The 18,363-nt window shown below is 48.9% G+C and carries 15 protein-coding genes; 3 read left to right on the top strand and 12 right to left on the bottom strand.

The annotated features are described in order from the left end of the window. Nucleotides 1-34: 34 nt before the first annotated feature. The 12 genes from CHB92_RS18585 to CHB92_RS18530 form a co-directional block, all read right to left on the bottom strand. Nucleotides 35-1,735 (bottom strand): ATP-binding protein, encoded by a 1,701-nt coding sequence (locus CHB92_RS18585; protein ID WP_089320748.1) that lies wholly within the window; start codon nucleotides 1,733-1,735, stop codon nucleotides 35-37. 449 nt (nucleotides 1,736-2,184) lie between these two features. Further along, nucleotides 2,185-2,616 carry a hypothetical protein gene (locus CHB92_RS18580; protein ID WP_245842710.1) on the bottom strand — a complete coding sequence of 144 codons (432 nt, stop codon included), beginning with the start codon at nucleotides 2,614-2,616 and terminating at the stop codon, nucleotides 2,185-2,187. Nucleotides 2,617-2,785: 169 nt separating this feature from the next. Beyond that, nucleotides 2,786-3,130 (bottom strand): hypothetical protein, encoded by a 345-nt coding sequence (locus CHB92_RS18575; RefSeq protein WP_089320746.1) that lies wholly within the window; start codon nucleotides 3,128-3,130, stop codon nucleotides 2,786-2,788. 339 nt (nucleotides 3,131-3,469) lie between these two features. Beyond that, entirely contained in the window at nucleotides 3,470-4,672 is a 1,203-nt protein-coding gene (locus tag CHB92_RS18570) for a sensor histidine kinase (protein ID WP_089320745.1), read from the bottom strand. Next, nucleotides 4,662-5,234, bottom strand: coding sequence for a chemotaxis protein CheB (locus CHB92_RS18565; protein ID WP_089320744.1), 573 nt, complete (start codon nucleotides 5,232-5,234; stop codon nucleotides 4,662-4,664). Before CHB92_RS18565 ends, CHB92_RS18570 begins: the two co-directional genes overlap by 11 nt. Continuing rightward, nucleotides 5,234-6,064 (bottom strand): CheR family methyltransferase, encoded by an 831-nt coding sequence (locus CHB92_RS18560; RefSeq protein WP_089320743.1) that lies wholly within the window; start codon nucleotides 6,062-6,064, stop codon nucleotides 5,234-5,236. The genes CHB92_RS18565 and CHB92_RS18560 overlap by 1 nt, the downstream gene beginning before the upstream one ends. Beyond that, complete coding sequence (locus CHB92_RS18555) at nucleotides 6,054-10,067, bottom strand: response regulator (protein ID WP_089320742.1); 4,014 nt, start codon at nucleotides 10,065-10,067, stop codon at nucleotides 6,054-6,056. The genes CHB92_RS18560 and CHB92_RS18555 overlap by 11 nt, the downstream gene beginning before the upstream one ends. A 237-nt stretch (nucleotides 10,068-10,304) precedes the next feature. Beyond that, nucleotides 10,305-10,607: a hypothetical protein gene (locus CHB92_RS18550; RefSeq protein WP_089320741.1), complete on the bottom strand. Its 303-nt coding sequence runs from the start codon at nucleotides 10,605-10,607 to the stop codon at nucleotides 10,305-10,307. Between the two features lie 127 nt (nucleotides 10,608-10,734). After that, nucleotides 10,735-11,127, bottom strand: a complete 393-nt coding sequence (locus tag CHB92_RS18545) for a YybH family protein (protein ID WP_089320740.1) — start codon at nucleotides 11,125-11,127, stop codon at nucleotides 10,735-10,737. A 42-nt stretch (nucleotides 11,128-11,169) separates the two neighbouring features. Then, nucleotides 11,170-11,655: a hypothetical protein gene (locus CHB92_RS18540; RefSeq protein ID WP_218824280.1), complete on the bottom strand. Its 486-nt coding sequence runs from the start codon at nucleotides 11,653-11,655 to the stop codon at nucleotides 11,170-11,172. 363 nt (nucleotides 11,656-12,018) lie between these two features. Beyond that, complete coding sequence (locus CHB92_RS18535; RefSeq protein ID WP_089320738.1) at nucleotides 12,019-13,551, bottom strand: PD40 domain-containing protein; 1,533 nt, start codon at nucleotides 13,549-13,551, stop codon at nucleotides 12,019-12,021. Nucleotides 13,552-13,766: 215 nt separating this feature from the next. Beyond that, nucleotides 13,767-14,021 (bottom strand): hypothetical protein, encoded by a 255-nt coding sequence (locus CHB92_RS18530; protein WP_089320737.1) that lies wholly within the window; start codon nucleotides 14,019-14,021, stop codon nucleotides 13,767-13,769. A 202-nt stretch (nucleotides 14,022-14,223) separates the two neighbouring features. Here CHB92_RS18530 and CHB92_RS18525 point away from each other — a divergent pair, with 202 nt between their 5' ends. From CHB92_RS18525 to CHB92_RS18515, 3 genes are all read left to right on the top strand, one after another. Further along, entirely contained in the window at nucleotides 14,224-14,493 is a 270-nt protein-coding gene (locus tag CHB92_RS18525) for a hypothetical protein (RefSeq protein ID WP_089320736.1), read from the top strand. A gap of 375 nt (nucleotides 14,494-14,868) precedes the next feature. Beyond that, nucleotides 14,869-17,064, top strand: a complete 2,196-nt coding sequence (locus CHB92_RS18520) for a M3 family metallopeptidase (RefSeq protein ID WP_218824279.1) — start codon at nucleotides 14,869-14,871, stop codon at nucleotides 17,062-17,064. A gap of 529 nt (nucleotides 17,065-17,593) precedes the next feature. Beyond that, on the top strand, nucleotides 17,594-18,088 hold the full coding sequence (locus CHB92_RS18515) for a DUF4168 domain-containing protein (RefSeq protein ID WP_089320735.1): 495 nt from the start codon (nucleotides 17,594-17,596) through the stop codon (nucleotides 18,086-18,088). The last annotated feature ends 275 nt before the right edge of the window (nucleotides 18,089-18,363 follow it).

The raw sequence follows: 18,363 nt of genomic DNA, 5'->3' as shown, positions 1-18,363 counted from the left end.
CGATGAGGTGCAGTTTTTGACGAACCCCTACCTGCTAAGGCAAGGCAACAGGACCTCTTTTGATAAAGAGCGTAAAGGTAGTGCCTTCGCCCACTTTGCTGTTCACCTCTATATAGCCGCCCTGGTTTTTGATGATCCGGTTCACGATATACAGGCCTACGCCGGAGCCCGGCACATGATCGTGAAAGCGCCGGAACATCTGGAAGAGCTTACTGCGCTGGGCTTCAAGGTCCATACCCAGGCCATTATCCGATACAGAAATCACAAAATAGTCTGGCTCTACGGAGCTGCTTACTTCGATGATTGGGCTACGCCCGGGAAAGCGGTACTTCAAGCTGTTACTAACCAGGTTGAACAACACACTTTTCAGGTTTACTCTTGAAAAAGGAATGACAGGCGCCTTCTCCAGCTTTGTCAGAATAACCGCCTCCGTTTCAGCTATCACGCTCTTAAGCCCAAACTGCACCTCTTCCAGTATTTCCTGTAGCGTGAGGCGCTCAACAGGAGCCTCTATGCCCTTCTGTGACCTTGCCACGTCAGACAGATCCTGAATGGTACGGTTCAGTTTATAGATAGACTTGTTCAGGTAGCTGAAAAGCATCTGCTCATCTCCTGTTTCAAGGGCTGCAGAGCTGTGTAACTCCTTTACCAGCTCTGCTATGTTTAAAACAGGAGCCTTCAGGTCATGGGAGGCGATGTACACGAAGTTGTCCAGGTCCTCGTTTATCTTCACCAGTTCCTTGTTCTTCTCCAGCAGGCTTTTCTGCGCCTGTATCTGATCATCTATATCGGTACTCGTGCCTACCCACCAGGCCAGCTTCCCCTCCTCGTCTTGTACAGGCACAGCCCGGCTCAGGTGCCAGTGGTAAACCCCATCATGCCCTCTCCTTATCCGGTGCTCCGTCTTAAACACCTCCTGTTGGTTAAGCGAGTTCTGCCAGGCCTCAAGCGTCTTGGGTAAGTCATCCGGATGAACTACCTCTTGCCAGCCATGCCCTCTCGACTCCTCCACCGACTGTCCTGTGTACTCCTGCCATCGTTTATTGAAAAAGTCCAAGGCCCCATCGGGCAGGGAGGTCCAGGCCATCTGGGGGATAGACTCAATGACCAGCCGGACTCTTTGCTCTGCCTGTTGCTTTGCCTCGAACAAACGGGCATTATCGATCGCAACAGCTGCCTGCCGCGCAATGTTGCTTACCAGTTCCTCTTCTTTTTCTGAAAAAACACCTGGCTCCGGATGGCCGAAAAACAAGCCCCCGATCACGCTGCCGCTCTTCGTTACCACGGGTATGGCCATATAGCTTCGGACGGGCAAATGGCCTTTGGGCATGCCATGGTGGGGCCGGTTTTGCCCGTAACGCGGGTCTTTGGTGATGTCGTCGGAACGTATTATTCGCTCACCAGTGAGGGTAGGCTCCAGGATGGGCGTGTGCCGGATGACAGGCAGATGAGCAAAATCCTCGCGGTTAGCACCGGAAAGGGCATAAAGGGTAAACTCCTCCCCTTTCTCGTTAAACTTTTTATAGAACAGGGCCCCGAACTTAGCACTGCTGATTTTGGTGGCAATGTCTGTTACGCTCTGCACCACTTTATCCAGTTCCAACTCCGACGTGAGCATACTGCCTACCTGGTTGATCAGTTCAAGTTGTCTGTTCCTTTCCTCCAGCTTCCGCTGTGTCTCTTTTAGCTGCTGCAGTAAGTCCTGCTGCACTGACTCTTCGTGTTGAAGCTCCATTCTGCTTTGTTCAAAAATATGAATTCCCGGGAACGCCCGTAACTGGCAACCAGCCGTTCACTCTGCCAGCTTCTCGGTTCTGATGTTGGCAAGGTAGCAAAAGTACTACCGCCCCGCGCTGGCACGTGCTGGGCAATCTTTTACTTTGTTTATGACGCTTATGGCAGTTCATAAGCCGACGGCGGCGCAATGTCTCATACGCATGCAAGCCCGCTTTGTGATTCCACAAGGTAAGCTTTAACCTTCAATTAAGAGCAGGAGCCTTCTCTTTATTAACACGCAGGTCTTTGTTATCCTTGGGGATACCTTTAAAGTGCTATTTAACGCAGGGGCAATTGCGTTGTAAGATATATTCGGGGGACATAAAAGAAAAGTTGTTCTACTATAAAGGAGGCGAGGAGCGCCTGGAATAAACAGATACAGGAGTACGTCCTGTACTTCACTTCTGCTTAAAAGTCCAGCCATAGCAGGGCTTCCTGCTGCCGGGAAAAGTTCTTGACCAAAAACTTGGTGATGCCCAGGGCCTCGGCTCTGGTAACCACCGACTCCAGGGCGATTCTGTGAAAAACGGTATCGGGTAGTACTCTTGCCATTTTCTTGAGGCTCGTACCCGAGAGTAATTCATAGAACCGGGTAGACATCCACTCCTTGGCCTCAGAGGTAAGTGCGCCCAAGGCCTGTGCATTGGCGACAACCCGCTCTACCTGCGTCTCCTGGAGCACCTCATACAGCTTTGTGCCTCCTCTGATTATTTCATCGGCACTTACAGGCCTGAGCCACTTCGCACTGAGCAAGCCTGAGCCCGCATCTACCTCGATTCTATAAAAGCCTGATTCATATTTTATCTCAAATCCCATCGCAGTTGATTTTGGTTTTACCATTAGCTGTAAAGCTATGTGTAGGCTTGCACCTATAACCGTAGCCAGAGCACCTTTTGCTAAAATTTTGCCCTAACAGAAGCCTCTTCTATGTCCTGACTGCGGAATGAAAACAAAAAAGCCTCCGATTACCGGAGGCTCCTATGCTTTGGCTAAAAGTATAGGTTTTTTGTTACTCTTTTTTAGAGGCGTCGGCTCCGGTCTCATCCATTCTGATGGAACCAGTCTGCCCCTGTGCATTGGTCATCATCACCTCATAAATGGCTTTGCCTTCCGCTTGTCCTTCGGCTGGTGTTATTTTATATATTTCGCCTACGGTCCAGTCTTTGTACGTGTCGCTTGCCAAGGCTGTCCTTACCGGCTCAGGAAGCTGGTCCTGCGTCACTTTTTCTCTTTTCTCCTGGCCCTGCTGCGCAGTCTGCGTTTGTCCTTGCTGTGCAGAGGTCTGTGCGTTGGCGTCTACTGAAGTTATGCCTAGTAATGCGATTGCAGCGGCTAAAAATGTTACTCTTTTCATAGTATAACTGTTTAAGTTCTGCATTCAACTATGACAGAACCATGCCAAACAGCCAAACACCCTGCAATACATTGTACTACAATCAGTTAACAACAAAACAATAGAATCACAAAAGTGTGGATTAAAGTGGGGAATGGATAGTTTTCTCTACAGTCTGTAGAAGTTTCCCTCAGGATTGGCTGCCTATCCCCGTTTTATATAAGGCGGTGTGCTGAATAGAAGGCTTTCCAAGGGGTATCGCATCTACTCTTAGGACAAGAGGCGAAATGCCAGCTAACCAGTAAAAACGCTTAAAGGGAGTCAACAAGCCGGAGCTATAGCCTGTTAACTCATCAATCCTTACTTCAGGTAGACTTTGAAAACGGAGCCTTTGTCCAACTCGCTTTCGAACTCTATTTTGCCCTCGCAGTTCTCAACTATCCTTTTCACAATCGCTAGCCCTACACCAGTACCCTCTACGTGCGAGTGCAGTCGCTTAAACATACCGAATACCTTCTCTTCGTCCTGTTTTCGGAGGCCCAGTCCATTGTCCCGCACGGTGAGCAAGGTGAAAGAGCCCTCTTTGGAGGTGCTGATAGCGATGCTGGGTTTCCTGTGAGGAGAGCTGTATTTAATAGAGTTCGATACCAGGTTATAAATGATACTTCGGAGGTTTTTTCGGGAAAAGTAGATTTCAGGCACTTCAGAGAAATCAGCTATTATTTCAGCGTCGTGTTCCTCAATCATGTCCCGGATGTTGACCTTTACATCTTCGAGGATTTCCTGAAAGCTTACCTTATCCTTTCCGGTTGTTTCTTCATACTGCACTTTGGCCACCTCCGTCAGGTCTGTCAGCGTATTCTTGAAACGGTTGATAGCACTGTGCATCATATCGATGATCGGCTTTACCTCCTCCAGGTGCAGCTTTTTCTCCTCCAGGGTTTCGTGCAAGGCCGTCATCAGGCCCTCCATGTTGTGGATTGGCGCTTTCAGATCGTGCGAGGCGGTGTACACAAAGTTGTCCAGGTCCTTGTTCACCTTGGTTAGTTCCTTCGTACGCTCTTCCACCCGCTCCTCCAGTTGCTGGTTCGCCTCCAGGGTAAGCTTGTTTAGCTTCTCCAGTTCTTTCTTTTGTAAGTAGAACCTGACAAAAGTGGCCACTTTGGCCTTGGTGATGAAAGGATGCAGGGGCTTGAACAGAAAATCTACCGCTCCGGCTTTAAACCCCTCTATCACATGGGTGTCGTGCTCATCTATTGCCGTAACGAATATGATGGGTATGTCCCTTGTTTTAGAAATGTCCCGCAGGTAGCCCGCCACCTCGTAGCCGTTCATGCCGGGCATCTGCACATCAAGCAGGATCAGGGCCAATTCTTCCTGCAAAGCAACCTTTAAAGCCTCTTCTCCTGAATTAGCGAAAAGGTAGGTGATATTCTCATCTTCCTTCAAAAGCAAACTCTCCAGACTCACAAGGTTCTCCTCCTTGTCATCTACTAAAAGAATCTTTACCGGATGTACGGCAGACTCTACAGCGGAAGGTTTTGTGTTTCGGTCAACGATCATGTAACGAAAGTAAAAACGCTTTTATACGCTCTGTATCCAGTATAAAACAGCCAGGGACCATGGCTATCGCTGCTAAAGGCATGGTGTCTACTTCTGCCTCCTCGGGCTCCTGCACAATAGCCATGCCTCTTTTCTCAAAGATATACTTTAATCCGGAACTTCCATCCTTGCTGGCCCCACTTAGGAGTATCCCGATGGTATTTTCACTGAAAACATCGGCAGCGCTCGTAAAAGTCACATCAATTGCCGGGCGGGAGTAATTCTCCAGTTCCGACACGTCCAAAGAAAACGTGTGGTCTTTCTCCAGTAGCACGTGGTAGTTAGCCGGGGCCAGGTACACATAGCCGGGGCGTAGCGCTTCCTTTTCCTCTATCTCCACGGCCTTTAGCGCCAGTTTCTTGTCAAACACTTCCTGCAGGCTCCCCTCCTGGTTCCTGAGCCGGTGCAGCACCAGTATAATCGGGATGCTATAAGTCTCCGGCAAGTTCTGCAGCACAGACAGCGATGCCTGAATTCCTCCCCAGGAGCCTCCCATCACGATGACCTTTGGCGCTGCTTCCATCAACCTGTTTTGCGGTAAATCCGGTTAGACTTATCCACCAGGCCGTACTTGTTGTTGATCTCCGACATGGCCAGTGTCTCCTTCTTACCCAGGGCCAGGTAGCCCAGGCGTACCAAGCTCTCATCAAACAACCCGAACACCCGCTCCTGCAGCTCCCTGTTAAAGTAAATCAGCACATTGCGGCAAAGGATCAGGTGGAACTCATTGAAAGAGGAGTCCGAAGCAAGGTTGTGCGGGTAGAACACCACATTTTTTATCAGCGAGGCATCGAACTTAACGCTGCCGTAATTGCTGCTATAGTAACCCGAGAACTCTTGCTTGCCCCCCGACGCATAGTAACCGGAAGTATAAGCCGGCATACTGGACGCCGAGAAAATCCCCTCCTTCGCCTGCTTCAGCACTTTCTGGTTAATGTCTGTCGCGTAGATCTTTGTCCGGTCCAGCAGCCCCTCCTCCTTCAGCAGGATAGCGAGCGAGAAAAGCTCCTCTCCCGTAGAGCAACCGGCATCCCATATTTTAATGTAAGGGTAGGTAGACAGGATGGGCAACACATTGGTGCGCAGCGACAGGAAGAAAGAAGGATCGCGGAACATCTCCGTGACGTTCACTGTGATCTCCTGCAGGAAATTCTCAAAAAAGTAACTGTCACTGAAAAGGGCCTTGCGCAACTCCCCCATCGAGCTAATACTCTTATTAGCCAAAAACCGCTTCACGCGCCTGTACACCGATGCACGGGCATACCCCCCAAAATCATACCCGTACTGGGTATGGATCTCCTGTATCAATGCCTCGACGTCCTGCTCAAAAAGGGCACCGTCATCAAACCTCATATAACCAAACCCGCATTAAAGTCAGTAATTTTTCGGTATCTACAGGTTTTGGTATATAATCGGAGGCGCCTGCTCTTAAACACTTCTCTTTATCTTCTTTCATTGCTTTCGCTGTAAGGGCAATTATTGGGAGTTGTTTAAAACGAGTGTTCTCCCGGATTCGTTTTGTTGCCTCAATACCGTCCATTTCCGGCATCATCACATCCATCAGCACCATGTCTATACCGGCCTCTTTCTCCAGTTTCTCTAGGGCTTCTTTTCCGTTGTAAGCAGCAACCACCTTCATCCCGTGCAATTCCAGCAGGCTGCTCAAAGAGTAAATGTTGCGCACGTCATCGTCTACCACCAGCACTTTCTTCGCTTGCAGCACTTCCTCCGGCACGTGCAGCTTCATTTTAAACTCGTTACCCGTCGGCAGCTTTTGGTTTACTTTGTGCAGGAACAACTGCACCTCATCCAGCAGGCGCAGGTAAGAGTATTCGTTTTTGATGATGATGGTGTTGGCAAACTCTTTCAGCGCCGTTTCCTCTTCTTCGCTCAGGTCCTTGCCCGAGTAAATAATGATCGGAATATCCGCCAGGCCATGCTGAGATTTGATTGTGCGCATCCACTCATAGCCCTTCATACCCGGCAGGTTCAGGTCGAGGATAATGCAGTCTACCTTCTGCTTGGCCAGGATGCGCTCTGCTTCTTCGGCAGAAAAGGCGGACGTGGATTTTAGCCCGTGTGCCAGCAACAATTCAGCAACGGCCTTGTTCTCTACCTCGTTGTCCTCCACGATCAGGATCTTCTCGATAGAGGAGGCTGAAGAGGAGGAGATGGTGGTAAAGGCCCTGTTCAGCATTTCCAGGGTTACCGGCTTGGGCAGGTACTCCTCGTTGTCGGCAAACTCCCCGATCACCTCTTTGTCGTAGGCGGACATGACATGCACGTTCGTGTGCCGCAACTCTTTGTCTTCCCTGATCTGCTTCAGGATATCCCAGCCATTGGTATCCGGCAGGTGTATATCGAGCAGCATCGCGTCAGGCTTTTCTTCCCGTGCCAGGCGAAGCCCCTCTGCACCGGTGTAGGCCTGGTGTATTTTAAAGTTCTTGGCAGCGGCAAAGTCAGCCAGAATGTCGCTAAAGCCTTTGTCGTCTTCCACGATCAGCACCGAGATTTCTTTCTTATCCTTTGGCTCTAACTTCTCGAAAGACTGAAACACCGATTCTGCTTTGCTGACCGGAGGGGCAGCCGTCTCCTGTTTGGCTGGCGCCGTATGTTTTGTTTCCTCTCTCTGAGGCACACGCGGCAGGTACAGGGTAAAAGTACTTCCCTTGCCGGGCTCACTTTCCAGCATAAGCTCCCCGCCCAGCAGCGTGGCCAACTCTTTACTGATCGTAAGTCCCAGCCCGGTACCGCCATACTTGCGGGTAGTAGAGGTATCAGCTTGCTGAAACGCCTCGAATACCAATTGCTGCTGCTCTTTCGGGATGCCGATTCCGGTGTCTCTTACCGAAAAGGCGACAATGTCCTGCTCTTCCCGGAGCTGCTCCGACCGGAAGTCCGGTTTCTCCTGCACCGGGTAAACCGATAGCTCTACCTCGCCCCCCTTGTTCGTGAACTTGATCGCGTTGCCAATAAAGTTCTTCAGGATCTGCTCAAGGCGGAAGCGATCGGTCACGATGGTATCAAAACTACCTGGGGTAAATGTCTCTCTATAATGGATCTGCTTTTTAGAGGCCACCTCCCGGAACATAGGCTCCAGCGAAAGCTCCTTTAAATTCACCTCTTCGGCCTCGACCTTGATCATGCCGGACTCGATTTTAGACAGGTCCAGTATCTCGTTGATGAGCTTCAGGAGGTCATTGCCTGACTTGTGAATGATCTGCGCATGGTCGATCTGTTTGGTGGACAGGGTGTTTTCCACGTTGTCGGCCAGTAGCCTCGACAGGATCAGGATACTGTTCAGCGGCGTGCGCAGCTCATGAGACATGTTAGCCAGGAAGTCGCTCTTGTACTTACTCACTGTTTCCACCTGCTGCATCTTCAGTTCTATGGCCTCCCGGGCACCTTCCAGTGCTTTGTTCTTGGTGTTCAGCGCTTCGTACTGCTCCTCCAGCAACTGTGCCTTTTCTTCCAGCTCTGCGTTCTTTTCCTGCAGTTCCTCCTGGCTTACGCGCAGTTCTTCCTCGGAGGCCTTCAGCTCCGCATTCAGCTGACGAAGCTCTTCCTGCTGCGTTTCCAGTTCCTCTGCCTGGTTCTGTGTTTCGTAAAGGAGCTCCTGTGTTTGCAGGTGGGTCTTCTGTGTGTGCACGATCACGGACAGCCTTTCTGAGACAGTACCCAGGAACTTCTGTTGCAGCTCGTTGTATGGCTTGCGCGCGCAAAGCTCCAGGGCTCCCACTACATTGTTGGAAAAGTAAAGCGGAATAATAATGATGGAGGCTGGCGCTATGTCAGACAGGCCTGTTGTGATTTTCAGGTACTCGTCGGCCACTCCCTCCAGCACTTTTACCTTTCTTTCGCTTACGGCTTGTCCCAGCTTTCCTGTACCTACCGCAAAAGACGGAAGCTGTTCTCTGCTGTACGGCACCCCATAACTGGCCCTGGGCTCTAGCTCTCCGCTGTCGTTGTACAGGTACAGGATGCCTGCCTCAGAGCTTGTATAATCACATAAGAAGGCAATTGCCTTATCAGCAATGCCATTTAAGCCTGTTTCGCCGCTTAACTCATTGTTAAACTCCGATACGCCTGTCAAGATCCAGTTTCTGTTTGCGTTCTCCTCTGTAAAGGTCTGCAGGTTGTCCTTCATGTCTTTGATGGCATAGCTGAGCAAATCCTCCTTGCTCTGCACGGCTACCTCTACATCGTACCTACCATGCCCGATTGCCTGGGCCACCTGCGAGAGTAAAATATTTTTCTCCACTACGCCCCTGAAAGAATCCGCCACGCTGCCGATTTCATCCCGGCTGTTGATGTTGATAACGACGTCGGTAGCCCCTAGTTTGATTCTGTCAGCAGCTCTTTTTAGGGTAGAAAGAGGCCTTGAAATTGAGTTGATGATATAAAAGCAGAGTACAATGGCTAAGCCAAGCAACAGAACGACGCCCAGTATCAGAAAGGCAACGTACTGCTGTTTTTGGCTGCTCGCGGTGTACACCTCCTCCCGGATATCGTCTATCAGCAGGTTCTCCGCGTCCCGGAAGTCCTCGATATTGGTGGTAAAGGCATTAAAGGTTTTGGTCGGGTCTAAAGCAGACAAGTTCAGATCAGGGCTACGCTCAATTGCCTGGAGGATAGCGGCCACCTCCTTGTAGTCATCGGAAGCTACTATTTCTTGTACTTGTCCTACTGCCTCCCCGTTCGCATGCCTGCTGAAATCGTTTAGCGCTCTCTTGTAAAAATCAATATGAGAGCTTATCCGGGCATAGTCTTCCGTAGAAAGGGCCCCTTCCGGAAATATCATCAGCAGGCTTCTGATTCTCCCTAATTGTACTTTCGCCTCGGCCAGGTTCCTGAAGCTTATTAACTGCCTGCCTATTTCTACGTTACTGATGCCTGTCGCATTGGCATCGACCTTGTTCAGGAAATTAAAAATCAAACCCGTTGAGTATTCCCGGAACGCCGGCACGTCCAGTTCGTTCTTGTCCAGGGCGTTTCGGTACCGTTCCAACTCGTTCAGCAAGGCCAGGTCTGGAAATGTACGGCCCTCGCTAACCAGGAATTCGGTCAGCTCTCTTGCTGCTGCATCTGTTTTGCCTCTTTGTGCTTTGGCGTCAAGTAAGAAACCACTTTCACCACCAGAGGCTGCCAGGATGAGCGCGCGCTCCCGCTGGAAAGCATGTAAGAGTTCCGAAAGCTTCTCTGATTCTGTCAGTTGCACGGTTTCTTGCTTCAAACTACTGTTTTCGTCCAACTCCCGCTTAACGGTAACAGCAACAAAGTAAATGAGCGGAAACAGCAGCAGGAACAACAGCAGTAGTAATTTATCCCTGATTTTTAGGTTCTTAATTATGTTCATCTAATAAGCTTTAGTTCTGACTAAAGGAGGTAAGAACTGCAAATTATGAAAACACGCAGAAAGATTCCTGATTAAAGATGTTTAACCAGCCTGTACCTGTCAGTTTTTAAGCGAAAAGTTGCCTGTACAGCACAAAGCAAAAAGCGTTTATGATGCTTTGAAACTTTAGTGAGAAGACTAGGGAAGGGCTATGTCGGCAGTCTTGGGAGGACTTGCCAAATTAGCTTACCGGTCCTGTTACCCCCGCTCGACAACAATATACTTGGCGGAGTAGCCATTGCGTTTATAGAGCTCCTGCAGGGCCGTAATGAGAGAGTGAAGGGCTGAGCTCCTCGTCGCATGGTTTCTGATCGGTTCCAGGTAGTTCTTGTATCCTTGCCCCTTAATTCGCCATACGAAGTTTCTGGCCTCTGCTTCCTCTACCTCTGTTAACCTTTTTGCCAGCACCACCTGCCGCATGTAAGGCAAAGCCGATTTCATACTCTGGTAGTCCGAAAAGGCATAGAGGCGGTAATACGAACTGAGCTTGATGGAGTTCATAGCGGCAAAGATAGTATGGTACGCGGACATGCGGGCCCAGACAGACGATAAAACAGAACCGCCCCGTGCGCTAAGCGCACGGGGCGGTTCTTACGTGGATGCAGGTCTCGTTTCTTTTAAAGCTCGGTTACTGTACCGGTAAACTACTGTTCCACATGTCTTTATGGAGTTTCCATTGCTTATCCTCTCTTTTCCAGATCACCATGTACTTGCCCTGGTCTATCAACTGGTTATTTTCGCCTTTCAGCGTGTATTTCCCCAGTTCGATGGCTGTGTTCTCATGGGGTTCCACCTCCACTGTTTCCAGTTTCACCTGCTTCATGCCCATGTCTATCGCGCCTTGCCAAAAGGTCCGGATGCCTTCCCTTCCTTTGATCATATCGCTACCTGTGGGGAGTAACATGCCCTCTTTCGTGTAAAGATTAGCCATTTCCTGGGCATCGGCCTTGTCGAGGGCTGCTGCCAGTTTGCTGTTTGCGCTGATAATTTCTGCGTTGATGTCTATGCTTACCGCTTCCATAGTTTATTTTTTAAGATTAAAAGATCCAGGACCATCGCTGTATTACTTTTTAGAGGGGCCTCCCCAATAGCGCGACTGCACAAAGGCATAGTGCTCTCCGTCGCGGGCCAGCGCATCCCTGAACAATCTGTAGTACTCCTCTGCCTCCTTCTCCGGAAACATCTTTCCAAGGAGACTGTCAATCCAGTAGTCCTCCCCACTGATCAGTGGATCCATCAGAAACACATAGGTAAAAGTACCGTCCGCCTCAGCTACCGCAGGGTTGAGTATGCGTGTGTTATCAAAGGCACGTTGCGCTTTAGGGTCCAGTTTCTTGGCAGCCGGCCAAAAGATATCATAAACGAAACGCTCGAACTGCTCCCGCTTCTCCGGCTTCACGTGGTTCACTACTACCCACACCGTATCCCCTTCTACAGCTGTCCGGTGCTTGACAGCATTACCGTCCTGAGCAAAAGCACTTAACGTCCATACCTGTGTCAGCAGGATTATAAGGAGGCTTACGCCTGCCTTGTGCATTTTTGTTTTCATACTTTTCAGACCTTTAACTTATCTACCTTAGAAATTTACAACTAAAATAATTTACATTAATACTAAATAAAACAATACAAGTAAATAGGTTTGTACAAAGGGCAGAAGCTTTGTTTGAGTTAGTGAAGGTTTTTAAACTCACCGCAACTGATTGGGTGTAGAAAAGTAGGTTTAAACATTAAGGAAAGAAACTAAGATTTGAGGAAATTGCTGCCCTGCCAGTGCATGATGATTCCTGAGGGACAAAGGAAACTACACTGGTTATGCAGGGTTAACAGGCAAAACAAAAAAGCCCGGACTTATTTTTGTTTCGTCCGGGCTGTTGAAATGTCTTTTAAATTCAGCATGAGGCAGCAGGTTTCCTTACTCTACCGGCTCATCCTCCATCAAGGTGTTGCTGATAAAGGCTACTTTCTTACTGTCTGGCGACCAGGAGGGCGTATTAATAGTACCCTGTCCCCCGTACACGTAAGCAATTACCTTAGGCTCTCCTCCACCAACTGGCATCATCCGCAGATACACGTGCTTGTAAAAAGGGTGATCGCCTGGCTCCACTTCCTCTTTTAAGAAAGACAGAAACACAATCCATTTGCCGTTAGGCGACACATGCGGAAACCAGTCGTGGAAATCACTGTTTGTGAGCGGCACCTGCTCACTGCCATCCGCTTTCATGCGCCAGATCTGCATGGTGCCGTTTCGGTTGGAGTTGAAGTAGATGTACTTGCCATCTGGCGAATATTCAGAGCCGTCATCCAGACCCGTTGTTGTGGTGAGGCGAACTTCTTTTCCTCCTTTTGCCGGTACCCGGTAGATATCAAACTCCTTATTACGCTCTCCGGTAAAGACCAGATACTTGCCGTCGGGCGACCAGCCATGCAGGTAAGAGGGGCCACGTGGGGTTACCTGCTTGGGCTTTCCCCCTGTTACCGGTACCGTATAAATAATGGAGCCGCCCAATTCCTCCACACCACTGCTTAAGCCCAACATCTTACCATCAAAAGACAGGACGTGGTCATTGTTATTGTTCTTTACATTGCCCGTGTTCAATAGCTTTGGCTGACGTGTCGCCAGATCGAAGGCATACATCAGACCATCGCTGTTATAGATCAGGGTTTTGCCGTCCGGCGTCCAGTTTGGGGCTTGTAAAGACTTTGGTGAAGTGTAAACAATCTCCCGATCACCTGTGGTCACGTCCAGTATCTCTAAGTTACTGCCCAGGTAGTCGCGGTATTGCACCAAGTCATCCGGAGCGGGCACGGAGATACGCACATCCTTAAAAATGCCCTCCTCCAGCACATCTTTGTTATGAGAGCCGACAAAGAGCCCTACATACACGTCGTCCCCCAGGTCTATGTTCTTTACTTCCTCTGTTACAAAAGGCTCCCCGAACCTGGCCACCCGCATGGTGTAGGTGTTGCCTTTTCTTTCCAACTGAATAACATCTGCATCTGTCAGTTCCGAGCGTGTTTCCTTGGTACTGTCTCCTTTGGTCTCCCGATACTGCAGTGCTGTAAGCCCGTCTCCGTGTACGACAGCATTCACGTGTGGTGCGTTTCCCTCCAGGTCTGAACGCACCATCCATCCTACTTTACGATGCGGGTCTACGCCCTCTCCCACAAACTCGGCCCTTGTATACAGGATAAAGTCTCCCTTCATGCGCTTCCACAGGTAATGGAACTCGTCTTTGTCGAACCAAATGTTATACCCCGATCCAGCTACTTTATACTGCCCTGTCTCCGGATTGTAAACAGCAGACCCTGGCTTTAGTACATCTCCGATGTCTGTACTGCCTTCGAATACACCGATCTGTCTTTTCTGTTGAGAGAAAGAGGGCAGGCAGAAGGTAAAGAACAGGCCTGCAAAGCACAGCCATGTAATCCAACTGTTTCGTTTCATGCTAGATAGGGGTTAAATGATTTACAGAGCATGAAAGCTGATAATGGCATGCTTCTGCGAAATAAGGTATTACGATAGATGACACTTTTAGTAGTAATCATAAATACATAGCAGTGACTGACCGATAGGCTTAGGCAAAAAGGTACGTCCAAGCGGTAAGACAATTCCTGCTGAAGAGGTAAAAGAGGTGAGTTTCTGTCCAGCCTTTAAATTGATTAAGAAGCAGTCTTTGAGTAGACGTCATACTCATCCGGGCTCTTGAAATCCCAGTACACTTCGAGTATGGTTGGGCCGCTTAGGTAGGCCGGGATGGGAGTATAGACAACCAAACCTTCTTTAAAGATTCGTTTACCGGTTCTTGCCAGTCGCATGGCCTGCCATAAAAGCCTGTTCTGGATTTCGATTCCAATAGGGCGCCTGCTGTTCACGTAAGGGCTTCCTTCTCCAAACTTAAATACCGTTGTATGCATAATCCGCTTGCTCAAGTACTACTATACCTCACTACGTATGTTCGTCCATTTTAGTATGCTGTGTTATGTTTAAAAGAAGTGAACAATCACTTACATAAACAAAACACATGTTCTTTTGTCCTATAAACTTGCCTACCACAGCCAACAGCGCCATCTTTAAGGCCGGTGCGTATGAAAAGAAGGAATATTCTAAAGCTGAGACATGACACAAGCCTATAAACCCGTTGAAAACAGTTTTTATGAACTGTTACAAGACCTTACTTCGAAGAAAGCCTATATTAGAGTCCAGTACTATACGGACCTGCACGAGCTCATCAATGTAACTACTGTTACGAAAGAACTGATTGAAAAGGAAGGAGCAGAATACCTGCTGCTGGCAACTGGCAAAGAAGTACGCTTAGACCGTCTGGTCAGAGTAGGTGATAACCCGGCTCCTGGTTATGATGAAGCCTACTTTAAGTGTGACATTTGAGAAGGCGCCTGGCTTTCTTGCTCAACTCTCAAGCTGCTATCCTTCTTACTTAGCCAGCCTGTTTAAAGACCGCCACGCCTCCGGTTCACCCAACACCCCAATTTGGCCATACCTGTTCAAGGCCTCTTCCCTGCTCTCCACACCTTGTGAGACTTAGGCACCACAGCGGCATAAAGGTTTGGAAAGCTTTTTGCTTTACTGGGGGCAAACAGGTGTTTTGACGCAGCAAAGGCATTTTACATTCACATACAAGCATATAGGTAAAGCCCTTGCGGTGCAATCGTCCTAAGGCTTGTCTGGTTTTTTAGTATCTTTGCTAACAAGTTTTATAACAGGAGCAGTCATCGCTTCTGCATCTTACAATTAAAAACACGCATGGGAAATCAATTTATAGCAGCAGGTAAGAAGACAAGCTTACTGGTGATGCTCGCTTTAGTAGGCTGTACCTCTGCCCAGACGCAGGAAGCTTCGCAAAAAACACAAGCAGTAATGGAACAAAAGAAAGACACAGGCAACCCCTTACTGGCCGAGTGGACTGGGCCTTATGGTGGAGTTCCTGCTTTTAATAAGATGAAATTAGCTGATCTGAAGCCAGCTATAGAAAAAGGCATGGCCCTGCAACTAGCAGAAATAGAGGCCATTGCCAACAACCCTGCCCCTCCTACCTTCGAGAATACGATTGAAGCCATGGAAAGAGCAGGCGAAGAACTGAACAGAGCCTTTACCTACTATGGTATCTGGAGCAGCAACATGTCCTCTCCGGAATTCCGCCAGATACAGGCGGAGCTGGCACCAAAGATATCGGAGTTCTCCTCTAAAATCTCTCAGAACGAGAAGCTGTTCCAGCGTATTAAAACAGTATATGAGAACGCCCAGGAAAACCCGCTGCCGGCAGACCAGCAACGCGTGGTAGAGCTCGTGTATGAGGGCCTTGCCATGGAAGGCGCCGACCTGGACCAGGCCTCCAAAGAGCGCTATGCCGCCATCAACAAAGAACTGTCATCGCTGTACACTAACTTCTCTAACAATGTGCTGGCAGATGAAGAGAACTATGTGGTTTACCTGACTAAAGACCAGCTAAGCGGTTTGCCGGAATCGTTTATCAAAGCAGCGGCTAAAGCTGCGGCTGACCGTGGCCAGGAAGGCAAATACGCCGTTACCAATACCCGTTCGTCCATGGACCAGTTCCTGACCTACTCAGATGAACGCGCCTTAAGAGAGAAGGTGTGGAACAATTACTACTCACGAGGCGATAACGGCGACCAGTACGACAACAACAAGAACATCGCTAATATTTTAAAGCTGCGTGATGAGCGCGTGGCCTTGTTAGGGCACGACAACTTTGCGGAGTGGCGCTTACAAAACCGCATGGCAAAAACGCCGGAACGCGCTATGGAACTGATGAACGCCGTGTGGCCGGCAGCCCTTGCAAGAGTAAAAGAAGAGGTAGCTGATATGCAGGCAGTAGCTGATGCTGAAGGAGCCAAAATAACAATAGCTCCCTGGGACTACCGCTACTACGCCGAGAAGGTACGCAAGCAAAAGTATGACCTGGAGTCTGATGAAGTGAAGCAATACCTTCAGTTGGATAACCTGACACAGGCGCTGTTCTTTACGGCTGGCGAGTTGTTTAACTACGACTTTAAACCAGTACCTGAGGGTTCAGTACCCGTATTCCACGAAGACGTGAAAGTGTGGGAGGTAACAGACAAGACCACCGGAGAGCACATCGGCCTTTGGTACCTGGATCCATTTGCCCGGCCTGGTAAGCGTTCCGGCGCCTGGGCCACTACTTACCGCAGCCATACCACTTTCGACGGGAAGGAAACAGTGCTGGCCTCCAACAACTCTAACTTTGTGAAGCCGGCTCCGGGTGAGCCTGTGCTGATATCCTGGGACGATGCGACCACATTCTTCCACGAGTTCGGGCATGCGCTGCACTTCTTTGCTTCTAACGTAAAGTACCCGACCCTGAACAGTGGCGTGAGAGATTATACAGAGTTCCAGTCCCAGTTATTGGAGCGTTGGCTGTCTACTGACAAGGTGATAAACCAATTCTTGAAGCACCACGAAACAGGCGAAGTGATCCCTGCCAGTCTGGTAGCAAAGATTAAAAATGCCTCTACCTTCAACCAGGGATTTGGCACAACGGAATACCTGGCCTCTGCTCTGATGGACATGAAGTACCATACGGTTGATCCGGAAGGCATAGACCCGGATAAATTTGAAAGGGAAACACTCGCCGCTTTAAATATGCCGAGTGAAATCGTGATGCGCCACCGTTCACCACACTTTAGCCACGTGTTCTCTGGAGAAGGCTACGCCACGGGTTACTATGGGTACCTCTGGGCTGACGTGCTAACTTCGGATGCAGCAGAAGCTTTTGAAGAAGCACCAGGAGGTTTCTATGACAAAGAGGTAGCAGCAAGATTAGTGAAGTACCTGTTTGCTCCAAGAAACTCTATGGATCCGGCAGAAGCTTACCGCAAGTTCCGTGGACGTGATGCCAAGATTGATGCCTTGATGCGTGACCGAGGTTTCCCGGTTCCGACCCAGACCTCTAAAAAGTAAGATACTTAACAGAAACCAGTAATTTGATTGAACAAAAGCCATGTGGGTTTACCTGCATGGCTTTTTGCTTTTACACATACTCTTCCTTATGTTTTTGTTACTACCTCGCCTTTTCCTCTTTCTGAACTTGGCATAACTGCCTTTCGTAACCTTAGGGTATCAATGTACACGTCATCGTAAGTTATTCTACAAAAGCAGACGTAGCAACCTCCTTTAGGTTGATCTGCTCACTCTTGGCAACAAAATAGATAAGACATTTTTTTAAGGGCTAAAAAACCAGTACCAGCTCTTCTACAACAACAGCAATAACCATTTCGAGTACTATTCGTTTGGAAAAGGAAGGGTTAAAATTCGCCTATTTTTTGACTTTGGCATTATAATTGGCTATTTTTAATCAATGTGGGTATCTGTATAGTGTCTTTTTTTGGTCCTATACGCACTCTAATGGCTCTTATAGTAGAAAATAGAAACTTGGAGGCCCATTATTTTTTCGAAATTCATCTTTTAACCCAATCCTAAAAACCGAACTATGGTACTAATAAAGAAAGGGACTCTTGCAGCCGCACTGGTAGCGGCAACTCTGTCCTTCGGACATGCAGCGTACGCCCAGGACACCCCATCCAACCAAACAGAAGCCCAGCAAACAACACAGAAGTTCTCTGAAGAGGAACTGGAAAAGTTTGTGGAAGCGAATACAAAGGTCACAGAAATACAGAAAGAAGGCAGGGAAGGGATAGTGGCTGCGATAGAAGAACAGAAGCTGACTGTAGATCGTTTTAACGAGTTGGCCAAGGCACACCGAGCACAAAAGCTTGAAGAGGTAGCAGAGAATCCAGAAGAAATCTCTGCTTTCAGCAATGCAGCTCAGAACGTGGTAAAGTTACAGCCTGAAACAAGAGACAAAATTCAGCAAGCCATAGTGGATAGTGGCTTAACAAAAGAAAAGTATGACACCATCATGCAGGCTTACGAGAGTGACCCTGAAGTGCAGGTGCAAATCAGAAGAATTGTACACGCTGAATAAGCAGTTTCATTAGTATAAAAACAAGTAGGCCCCGGTTCCCTGGAACCGGGGCCTACTTGTTTGTTGTGGTCAGGACCATTCATTACTTAAAAACAGTCACCGCTCGCCCGTAAGATTGATTCTTTCAGGATAACAAAAGAGGAGTGCCGCGCCTGGATAACACCAGAAAGGCCCTTCCCGGGTGGCTATAAAAGCAAACACCCCCTGCCGCATTGGCGGAGGGGGTGCTGGTTGTTGGGGTTGGCGGCCACCTACTCTCCCGGCTGTGACACCAG

The sequence above is a fragment of the Pontibacter ummariensis genome, assembly GCF_900188175.1.
Lineage (GTDB): Bacteria > Bacteroidota > Bacteroidia > Cytophagales > Hymenobacteraceae > Pontibacter > Pontibacter ummariensis.
This window is presented reverse-complemented; position numbering and strand designations above follow the sequence as displayed.

Bases quoted from the DNA above. Each gene is read 5' to 3' on its own strand.
- CHB92_RS18585 (WP_089320748.1), bottom strand. From the start codon at position 1,735: ATGGAGCTTCAACACGAAGAGTCAGTGCAGCAGGACTTACTGCAGCAG.
- CHB92_RS18580 (WP_245842710.1), bottom strand. From the start codon at position 2,616: ATGGTAAAACCAAAATCAACTGCGATGGGATTTGAGATAAAATATGAA.
- CHB92_RS18575 (WP_089320746.1), bottom strand. From the start codon at position 3,130: ATGAAAAGAGTAACATTTTTAGCCGCTGCAATCGCATTACTAGGCATA.
- CHB92_RS18570 (WP_089320745.1), bottom strand. From the start codon at position 4,672: ATGATCGTTGACCGAAACACAAAACCTTCCGCTGTAGAGTCTGCCGTA.
- CHB92_RS18565 (WP_089320744.1), bottom strand. From the start codon at position 5,234: ATGGAAGCAGCGCCAAAGGTCATCGTGATGGGAGGCTCCTGGGGAGGA.
- CHB92_RS18560 (WP_089320743.1), bottom strand. From the start codon at position 6,064: ATGAGGTTTGATGACGGTGCCCTTTTTGAGCAGGACGTCGAGGCATTG.
- CHB92_RS18555 (WP_089320742.1), bottom strand. From the start codon at position 10,067: ATGAACATAATTAAGAACCTAAAAATCAGGGATAAATTACTACTGCTG.
- CHB92_RS18550 (WP_089320741.1), bottom strand. From the start codon at position 10,607: ATGAACTCCATCAAGCTCAGTTCGTATTACCGCCTCTATGCCTTTTCG.
- CHB92_RS18545 (WP_089320740.1), bottom strand. From the start codon at position 11,127: ATGGAAGCGGTAAGCATAGACATCAACGCAGAAATTATCAGCGCAAAC.
- CHB92_RS18540 (WP_218824280.1), bottom strand. From the start codon at position 11,655: ATGAAAACAAAAATGCACAAGGCAGGCGTAAGCCTCCTTATAATCCTG.
- CHB92_RS18535 (WP_089320738.1), bottom strand. From the start codon at position 13,551: ATGAAACGAAACAGTTGGATTACATGGCTGTGCTTTGCAGGCCTGTTC.
- CHB92_RS18530 (WP_089320737.1), bottom strand. From the start codon at position 14,021: ATGCATACAACGGTATTTAAGTTTGGAGAAGGAAGCCCTTACGTGAAC.
- CHB92_RS18525 (WP_089320736.1), top strand. From the start codon at position 14,224: ATGACACAAGCCTATAAACCCGTTGAAAACAGTTTTTATGAACTGTTA.
- CHB92_RS18520 (WP_218824279.1), top strand. From the start codon at position 14,869: ATGGGAAATCAATTTATAGCAGCAGGTAAGAAGACAAGCTTACTGGTG.
- CHB92_RS18515 (WP_089320735.1), top strand. From the start codon at position 17,594: ATGGTACTAATAAAGAAAGGGACTCTTGCAGCCGCACTGGTAGCGGCA.